This window comes from Pseudomonas sp. FSL R10-1339, assembly GCF_009600545.1.
Lineage (GTDB): Bacteria > Pseudomonadota > Gammaproteobacteria > Pseudomonadales > Pseudomonadaceae > Aquipseudomonas > Aquipseudomonas bubulae.
Genome location: NZ_WIVQ01000137.1, coordinates 1 through 8,109 on the forward strand (window position 1 = coordinate 1; position 8,109 = coordinate 8,109).

Here is an 8,109-nt window from a genome sequence, read left to right on the forward strand (position 1 = left end):
ATAATATTCATATAAGTCCTTTTCCTTTTTAGGTAGAAAGCTAGCGGGGCGCCCACAGGTCGGGCAAGCCGGGATCACTGGCGGCAATCAGGCGCTTGAGCAGCACCTTGAGCGCCTGGGCATCACCGGGAGCGAGACGGGCCGACACGTTCTCTTCCACCGCCTTGGCCAGCGCCACCTGTTGCAGCGAGGCCTCGCGGCCGGTGGCGGTCAGCACATAGCGTGGCGCCTGCTGGCTGCCTTCGAGGGCGACCAGGTTCTGCTTTTCAAGAAAGCGCATGCTTGCCACGCTTACCACATGCCCGGTATAGCTGACGAAGTGATTGATTTCATCCAGGGTCAGGTTGTCGCGAATACACAGCACTGACAGGATAAAAAAGGCATGTTCGTCCAGTTGCTGATTGCTCAGCAGGCGATGCAGGGCGTCGAGCAGCTGGTAATGGGCGCGGCCCAGCAAGTAACCGAGCAGGTCTTCGGTGTAGCTGCATTCCGGCGGTGGCGGGGTGGTCGCCAGGCGCAGCTCGCTGCGCGGCTTGCGGGTTGCCAGGGCATATTGGCCACTTTGAAAGGCCAGCGGTGCACGGTCACTGTGATCGAAGGCGAGTACTTCCCCGACGAAAATCACATGGTCGCCGCCTTCATACTGAAAGGCCGTGCGGCACTGAAACCTCGCGGTGCAGTCCTGCAGAAGCGGCGCGGGGCTGATGCCGTTATCGAGCTCGATTTCAGCAAACTTGTTCTCGCCCTGCATGGCAAAGCGTCCGGACAGCGGCTCCTGCTCTGTCGACAGTACATGCACGTTCCAGTGCGAACCTGCACTGAATACCGGCAGGCTGCGGGCGGACTTGGCCAGGCTCCACAGCACCAGCGGCGGGTTGAGCGATACCGAATTGAAACTGTTGGCCGTAATGCCAATGGGCGAGCCATCTTCGGCCTGGGTGGTGATGATCGTCACCCCGGTGGTGAAGGTGCCCAGCGCGGTACGGAATGCCTGCGGGTCAAAACTGCTTTGCACTGCCATGACGAACCTCATGGATTGAATTTTCGTGCTGGCAGTATTCCCCTGGCTTGCGGGGGCTACATCGTCTTAATGGACTAACGGATATGGCCGATTATCGTCCGATCGGACGAGGCATTGCGGGGCGCAGTTCGCTAGCGTCGGTTGATCGAACCGGTGTATCAGAGGACTTATCCATGACGTTCAGCAGCACTGCTCCAGAACAGCTGACCAGCCTGTTGGCGGCGCAGAAAAAAGCCTTTGTCGGCGCAGGCCACGTCAGTGCCGAGCTGCGTCGGGAGCGCATCCAGCGGGTGATCGAGTTGCTGGTGCGCTTCCAGCAGCCGCTGGTCGAGGCCATGGATGCCGACTTTGGCGGCAGGCCCCAGGGCTTTTCGTTGATGAATGACGTGCTGGGTTCCCTGGCCTCGCTCAAATACGCCCGCGACCATCTCGAGCACTGGGTTGCAGACGAGCCGCGCCAGGTGTTTGCGCCCTATGACCAGTTGGGCGCCAAGGCCTGGGTGATGCACCAGCCCAAGGGCAGTATCGGCATTCTCGGCACCTGGAATGCGCCGCTGTTCACCTTGCTCAGCCCCTTGGCCTGCGTGCTGGCGGCGGGTAACCGGGCGATTCTCAAGCCCTCTGAAGTGGTGCCGCGTACCGCCGATGTGCTTGCCGGGGCTTTTGCCGAGCTGTTCGATCCGCTGGAAATCGCCGTGGTCACCGGCGACGCCGAACTGGCGCAAGTGTTTACTGCGCAAGCCTTCGACCATCTGGTGTTTACCGGCAGCACTGCGGTGGCGCGCTCGGTGATGCGCAATGCGGCGCAAAATCTGGTGCCGTTGACCCTGGAGCTGGGCGGCAAGTCGCCAGTGATTATTTCCCGCAGCGCCGATCTGGCCAAGGCGGCCTTCAGCATTGCCGTGGCCAAGGCCAATAACGGCGGGCAAATCTGCATCAACCCGGACGTGGTGTATGTGCCCCGCGAACAGATGGAAGATTTCCTTGGCCTGCTGGGCGCGGCCTACAGTGAGCTGCTGCCCGCCACCGACGCCAATCCTGACGTGGTTGCGGTGGTCAACGACCGGCATCTGCAGCGTATCGAAGGCTATGTGCAGGACGCCCGCCAGCGTGGCGCGCGTGTCGAGCGCTTCCCTCGGGCTCTTGAGGTCGACGCGCTCACACGCAGGCGCCCGTTGCAGGTGGTGATCAATCCGCCCCGCGACAGCCTGATCCTGCAAGAAGAAATTTTCGGTCCGGCACTGGTGCTGTTGCCCTATGAGCAGCTTGACCGTGCGCTGGCCGATATCCATTCACGCGAGCGCCCGCTGGCGCTGTACTACTTCGGGCAAAGTGAAGAAGAGCAGCGTCATGTGCTGCAAAACACGATTTCCGGTGGGGTCAGCATCAACGACGTGATGATGCATGCGGCTTTGCACGATGCGCCTTTTGGCGGTATTGGCGCCTCGGGCATGGGCCATTACCACGGCCGCGAAGGGTTCCTGGAGTTCAGCCATATGCGCACCGTGTACAAGGCTGCGGCCCACGACCCGCGCCGCGAGTGGGGCCTGTTGCCGCCTTATGGCGAGCACTTTTTACCCGCCATGCAGGCGATGGTCACCGCCGACTGAAACCCGAAATGCCCTTGTGGGAGCGAGCAGGCTCGCTCCCACAAGGGGCGTTGCTATTTAAATAAAAACAAGATTTGCTCTGGAGATAGACCTTGCAAAACCCTGCCGAAACACCTGAACAATCCACTGGCTGGCCCCGTCGCCACGTCCTCAAAGCGGGCGCCCTGGCCGTGGGTGCCGGGCTGCTGGGGCGTTTTGCCAATGCCGCTGAAGGCACCGCCATTTCGCCCGCCGAGTATCTGGCAATGGATGCCACCGACATGGCCCGCGCCGTACAAAAGGGCGAACTCAGCCCGCACGCTCTGCTGGCAGCGGCCATGGCCCGCTGTGATGCCGTCAACCCCAAGGTCAATGCCGTCAATATGCGCCATGACGACTACGCCCAGGCACTGCTCAAGGCCCGCAGTGCCAGCGGGACTGCGAATACCGGCGCACTGGCCGGGGTGCCGATCCTGATCAAGGACCTCAACACCTACCTGCAAGGTACCCGCACCACCAATGGCAGCAGGTTGTACAAGGACGCGCCACCAGCGCCCCACACCAGTACCCTGATTGACCGTTATCAGGCAGCCGGGGCCGTGCCGTTTGGCAAGACCACCTGCCCGGAATTCGGCCTGACCACCACCACCGAATCCCTGCTGTGGGGCCAGACCCGCAACCCCTGGAACCTGGCCAAAAGCGCCGGCGGCTCGTCCGGCGGAGCTGCTTCGGCGGTTGCCGCAGGTATTGTGCCGGTGGCCCATGCCACCGACGGCGGCGGCTCGATCCGCATTCCGGCGTCTTATTGCGGGCTGGTCGAGCTCAAGCCGACGCGTTACCGCACACCAAGCGGCCCGGGCAAGTACGAGGGTTGGTTCGGGGCCAGCGTGGGCAACGTGGTGTCGCGCAATATGCGTGATATGGCGCTGTTTATGGACGTGGGGCAGGGACATGAGGCGGGCAGCCCGTATTGGGCAAAACCGCTGGTACGTCTTTATGTTGAAGAGCTGCGCACTGCACCGGGCCGTCTGCGTATCGGTGTGGTGCGTGACTCGTTGACCGGCTCGCCGCTGGACCCGGCGGTGGTCAGGGTGCTGGACGACACTGCCAAACGCCTGGCCGCCCAGGGCCATGAAGTTGAAGAATTGCGCCTGAGCATCGACCCGCGGCAGTTGTTCGGAGCTCACGGCTCGGTGGTTGGCGATGCCTTGCTGACCATGGTGCACGATCGCGAGCAAGTGCTGGGGCGCAGCGCCACGGCCGATGACTATGAACGCATCACCCAGGTGGTACTGGGCAATGCCCAAAAAGTCACTGGAGAGGGTCTGTACCGGGCGCGGCAGTCGTTCGAAAGTATTGGCGGTTATATGGAAGAGCAGTTCCAGAAGTACGACGTGATCCTGTCGCCGGTAACGGCCAACATTACTCCGGACCTGGGCCTGCTGAGCCTGAACCAGCCGTGGGACAGCTATGCCCACAACGCCATGGGCAGCGCGGCCTTTACCGTGCTGGCCAACGTCAGCGGGCAGCCGGCGCTGTCGTTGCCGGTGGGCATGAGCGACAACGGCCTGCCCATCGGCATGATGTTCACCGCGCCATTGGGCGGTGAAGACGTGTTGCTGCGTTTGGGCGCGCAGATCGAGCAGGATCGGCCTTTTGCGAAATTGCCGGTGGTTTAAAAAGCGCCCTGACCCTCTCCCTCAGGGAGAGGGGATTGATTGGCGTTTGCCCTGCGGCTAGCTCCCTCTGCCTTTGGCAGAGGGTTGGGGTGAGGGCCAGCCTTCACCCGATATCCCGACTAGTCCGCTTTGACGATGATCCACAACCCCGCTGGCGGGATTATTCGTCACACACCGCCCGCGCATTCGCGCAGCGAGAGACTGACGGAGAACACACGGATGGATCAGATACGAGAGAAAAGTCCGATTGAGCTTGAGCTGCTGCAACGCGCGCGCAATTTGATACCTGCGCTTAAAAGCCGTTCAGCCCAGGCGGACAAGGACTGCAAGCTACCTGACGAAACCGTTCGCGAAATGCAGGAAGCCGGGCTGTTTCGTGCCCTGCAACCGAAAAAGTGGGGCGGCCATGAAATCGACTTGCGCACCTTTTTTGAAATCCAGATGACCCTGGCCGAAGGCTGCATGTCCACCGCCTGGGTTTATGGCGTAGTGGGTGTGCATCCGTGGCAACTGGCGCGTTACCCGGTAGAGGCGCAGCGTGATGTGTGGGGCGAGGACAGCTCGGTGCTGGTGGCCTCGACCTATATGCCCGTGGCCAAGGTCACGCCGGTCAAGGGCGGCTATCAGGTCAGCGGGCGCTGGGGCTTCTCCAGTGGCAGCCAGCATGCGCAGTGGTGTCTGCTTGGCGGCATCGTGCCGCAAGATGAAACCGGCCCTACCGAACACGGCACCTTCCTGATCCCGGCCAGCGACTACCGTATCGAGCAGAACTGGGACGTGTTGGGGCTGCGCGGCAGCGGCAGCCACGATATCGTCGTTGAAGACGCTTTTGTTCCGGCCCATCGAGTACAGCGCACCAACAATTACGGCATCGAAGCCACACCGGGGCGGCTGGTCAACACCAACCCGATGTACGCCATCCCGTTTGCCCAGGTGTTTGCCCGTGCCGTCTCTACCTCGGCCCTCGGCGCCCTGCAAGGCGCGATCAACGAGTTCCGTGACAACGCGGCCAAGCACATCGGCAAGCATGGCGCCAAAACCGCCGAAGACCCGGCCGCCCAGGCTGCCGTGGCCGAAGCCATCATCACCGTCGACTCGCTCAAACTGGTGCTGATGCGCAACTACGCCAACCTGATGGCGCTGGCCGCCGCCGGGGAATACCCGGATGTGGAAACCCGCTTGCTGTATCGCTACCAGTCTTCCCATGTGACCAATGTGTGCGCCGACCGGGTCAGTGACCTGCTGCGCTGCATGGCCGCATCGGGCTTGTACAACACCAACCCGGTGGCGCGCTTCTTCCGTGACCTGCATCAGGCTCGCGGGCATATCGCCAATAACGAGGCGGCTTACCGGCGCAGTTACGGCCTGGTGCAATTGGGCCTGCCCAACGCGGATCCGTTTGTGTGATCGGCTGATCTACATCCGGCAAAACACCTCTGACCTCAGCGCAAGGCATAACAATAATGACGGCTCACGATCAGTCTCAGTCCAGCTATGACGTAATTGTTGTCGGCTCCGGCGCCGGCGCCATGACCTCAGCCCTGTTTGCGGCTGATCAGGGCCTGTCGGTCCTGATTGTCGAAAAAAGCGATAAATACGGTGGCACTTCGGCGATTTCCGGTGGCGGTATCTGGATCCCCAACAACCACTACTTTGCCGCGCTCGGCGGGCAGGACAGCCCCGAGCTGTCGATGCAGTACCTCAAGGCGGCCACCGGCGAGCATGGCGACCCGGTGCGCCTGAAGGCGTATCTGGATCACGCCGCGCCGATGATCAAAAGGCTCACTGCCAACAGCCACGTGCGTTATGCGGTGGCCGACAAATACCCCGATTACTACCCGCAACTGCCCGGCGCCTTGCCGGGTGGTCGCACCCTGGACCCGGAGCTGTTCGACACCAGCCTGCTGGCCGAAGAGCTGCCCAACCTGCGCAAGCCTTCACCCTCCACCCTGTTGATGGGGCGCATTGCCTGGACGGCCCGCGATGCGCACAAGGCCATGGCGCGCAGCTTTGGCTGGCAATGGCTGATCTTCAAGTTGATGGCGCGTTACAAGCTCGACTTCAAATGGCGGCGCAAAAGCAAGTACGACCGCCGCGCTGCGTTGGGCAGTTCGCTGGTGGCGTCGTTGCGTCGTTCACTGATGGACCGCAATGTGCCGCTGTGGCTCAACACCGACTTTCAGGATGTGGTGCTCGACGGTGACCGGGTGTGCGGCATCAAGGTCGCCACCGGCGGCAAGGTGCTTGAACTCAAGGCCCGTCGCGCCGTGATTTTCGGCTCTGGCGGTTTCGAACAGAACCAGACGCTGCGTGAGAAGTTCCTGCCGCAGCCGACCCGTGCCAGCTGGAGCGCCACGCCACCGGGCAACAATACCGGGGCAGCGCTTGAGGCCGGCATGCACATTGGCGCGGCCACCGCGCTGATGGACTGGGCCTGGTGGGCACCGACCATTGCCGTACCCGGCGAAGAAAAACCCCGCGGGGTGTTTGCCGAACGGGCGTTCCCGGGGGCTATTGTGGTCAACAGCCTGGGTCAGCGCTTCGTCAACGAAGCGGCGCCGTACCTGGAATTCGTCGACGCCATGTATCAGGACAATCGCAAGACTGATGGCCGATCAGTGCCTTCGTGGGTGATCTTCGACGGGCACTTTCGCTTCCACTACGCCATGGGCCCGATGATGCCGGCCCAGGTGATGCCCGACAGCCGGCTGCGCAAGGAGTGGCTCAACACCGTGTACTGGAAGGCCGACAGCCTTGAAGCCCTGGCCATGCAGATCGGCGTGGATGCGCAGGGGCTGGACAGCACCGTGCAGAAGGTCAATGGCTACGCCCAAACGGGTGTCGACCTGGACTTCGATCGCGGCGGCAACGTCTTCGATCGCTACTACGGCGACAGTAATATCAAACCCAACCCGTGCCTGGCGCCGTTGCGCAAGGGGCCGTACTACGCCATGCGCCTGGATGCCGGTGATATCGGTACCAAGGGCGGGTTACTGACCAACCAGCATGCCCAGGTGGTGCGTGAGGACGGCCAGCCGATCCCCGGCCTGTATGCGATCGGCAATTGCTCGGCATCGGTGATGGGCACCAGCTACCCGGGCGCCGGTGGCACCCTGGGCCCGGCCATGACCTTTGGTTATATCGCCGCCAATCATATCGCCAGCAGCGTGCCGGCTACGGCCAGCAGCAAGGTGCGGGCACTGTCATGAGCCGAGCACAGCATACGTCCAGCAACAGCAAAATTCTCGCGCCCTTGCAGGCCGAGCGCCTGAGTGCAGGGGACTGGCGCGACACCTGCGACGTGCTGGTAATAGGTTGGGGGGCGGCGGGTGCCTGCGCTGCGCTGGAGGCCAGCAGCAATGGCGCCAGGGTGATTGTGGCGGACCGCTTTACCGGCGGTGGCGCCAGTGCCAAAAGCGGTGGTGTGGTTTACGCCGGTGGCGGCACCCGGCATCAACAGGCCGCAGGTTTCACCGACAGCACCCAAGCGATGTTTGACTACCTCAAGCACGAAACCCAGGGCGTAGTCAGCGATGCAACCCTGCAAAAATTCTGCGATGACAGTGTCAGCAATCTTGACTGGCTTGAAAGCCACGGCGCGCGTTATGCCCATAACGTGCCGCCGGGAGGGAAGACCTCATACCCGTCCGATGGCCATTTTTTGTATTACTCGGGCAATGAGCTGGTGCCTTCCCATGCCGGCACCCGGCCACCGGCGCCCCGCGGCCATCGTACGGTGGGCAAGGGCCAGTGTGGCGCGGTGCTGTATGGACATCTCAAAGCCGCGTGTCTGCGGGCCGGGGTGCAACCGCTGTTGCAA

Annotated in this window: 6 protein-coding genes; 5 read left to right on the top strand and 1 reads right to left on the bottom strand. The window is 62.4% G+C overall.

Translation table 11 applies throughout. From position 1 onward, the window contains the following. Positions 1–40: 40 nt before the first annotated feature. A complete protein-coding gene (locus GHO03_RS22780) occupies positions 41–1,021 on the bottom strand; it encodes a flavin reductase family protein (RefSeq protein ID WP_095000070.1) in 981 nt (326 codons plus the stop codon). 173 nt (positions 1,022–1,194) lie between these two features. On the opposite strand from GHO03_RS22780, the gene GHO03_RS22785 reads away from it, so the two are divergent. The 5 genes from GHO03_RS22785 to GHO03_RS22805 all read left to right on the top strand — a co-directional run. Continuing rightward, on the top strand, positions 1,195–2,631 hold the full coding sequence (locus GHO03_RS22785) for a coniferyl aldehyde dehydrogenase (protein ID WP_095024612.1): 1,437 nt from the start codon (positions 1,195–1,197) through the stop codon (positions 2,629–2,631). Positions 2,632–2,723: 92 nt separating this feature from the next. Beyond that, positions 2,724–4,289 (top strand): amidase, encoded by a 1,566-nt coding sequence (locus GHO03_RS22790; protein ID WP_153400570.1) that lies wholly within the window; start codon positions 2,724–2,726, stop codon positions 4,287–4,289. Between the two features lie 219 nt (positions 4,290–4,508). Further along, positions 4,509–5,696, top strand: a complete 1,188-nt coding sequence (locus GHO03_RS22795; protein WP_095000073.1) for an acyl-CoA dehydrogenase family protein — start codon at positions 4,509–4,511, stop codon at positions 5,694–5,696. A gap of 56 nt (positions 5,697–5,752) precedes the next feature. Further along, a complete protein-coding gene (locus tag GHO03_RS22800; protein ID WP_153380093.1) occupies positions 5,753–7,498 on the top strand; it encodes an FAD-binding protein in 1,746 nt (581 codons plus the stop codon). Beyond that, the coding region (locus tag GHO03_RS22805) for an FAD-dependent oxidoreductase (RefSeq protein ID WP_153400571.1) at positions 7,495–8,109 on the top strand (615 nt) is incomplete at its 3' end. The genes GHO03_RS22800 and GHO03_RS22805, both read left to right, overlap by 4 nt.

Bases quoted from the DNA above. Each gene is read 5' to 3' on its own strand.
- GHO03_RS22795 (WP_095000073.1), top strand. From the start codon at position 4,509: ATGGATCAGATACGAGAGAAAAGTCCGATTGAGCTTGAGCTGCTGCAA.
- GHO03_RS22800 (WP_153380093.1), top strand. From the start codon at position 5,753: ATGACGGCTCACGATCAGTCTCAGTCCAGCTATGACGTAATTGTTGTC.
- GHO03_RS22780 (WP_095000070.1), bottom strand. From the start codon at position 1,021: ATGGCAGTGCAAAGCAGTTTTGACCCGCAGGCATTCCGTACCGCGCTG.
- GHO03_RS22785 (WP_095024612.1), top strand. From the start codon at position 1,195: ATGACGTTCAGCAGCACTGCTCCAGAACAGCTGACCAGCCTGTTGGCG.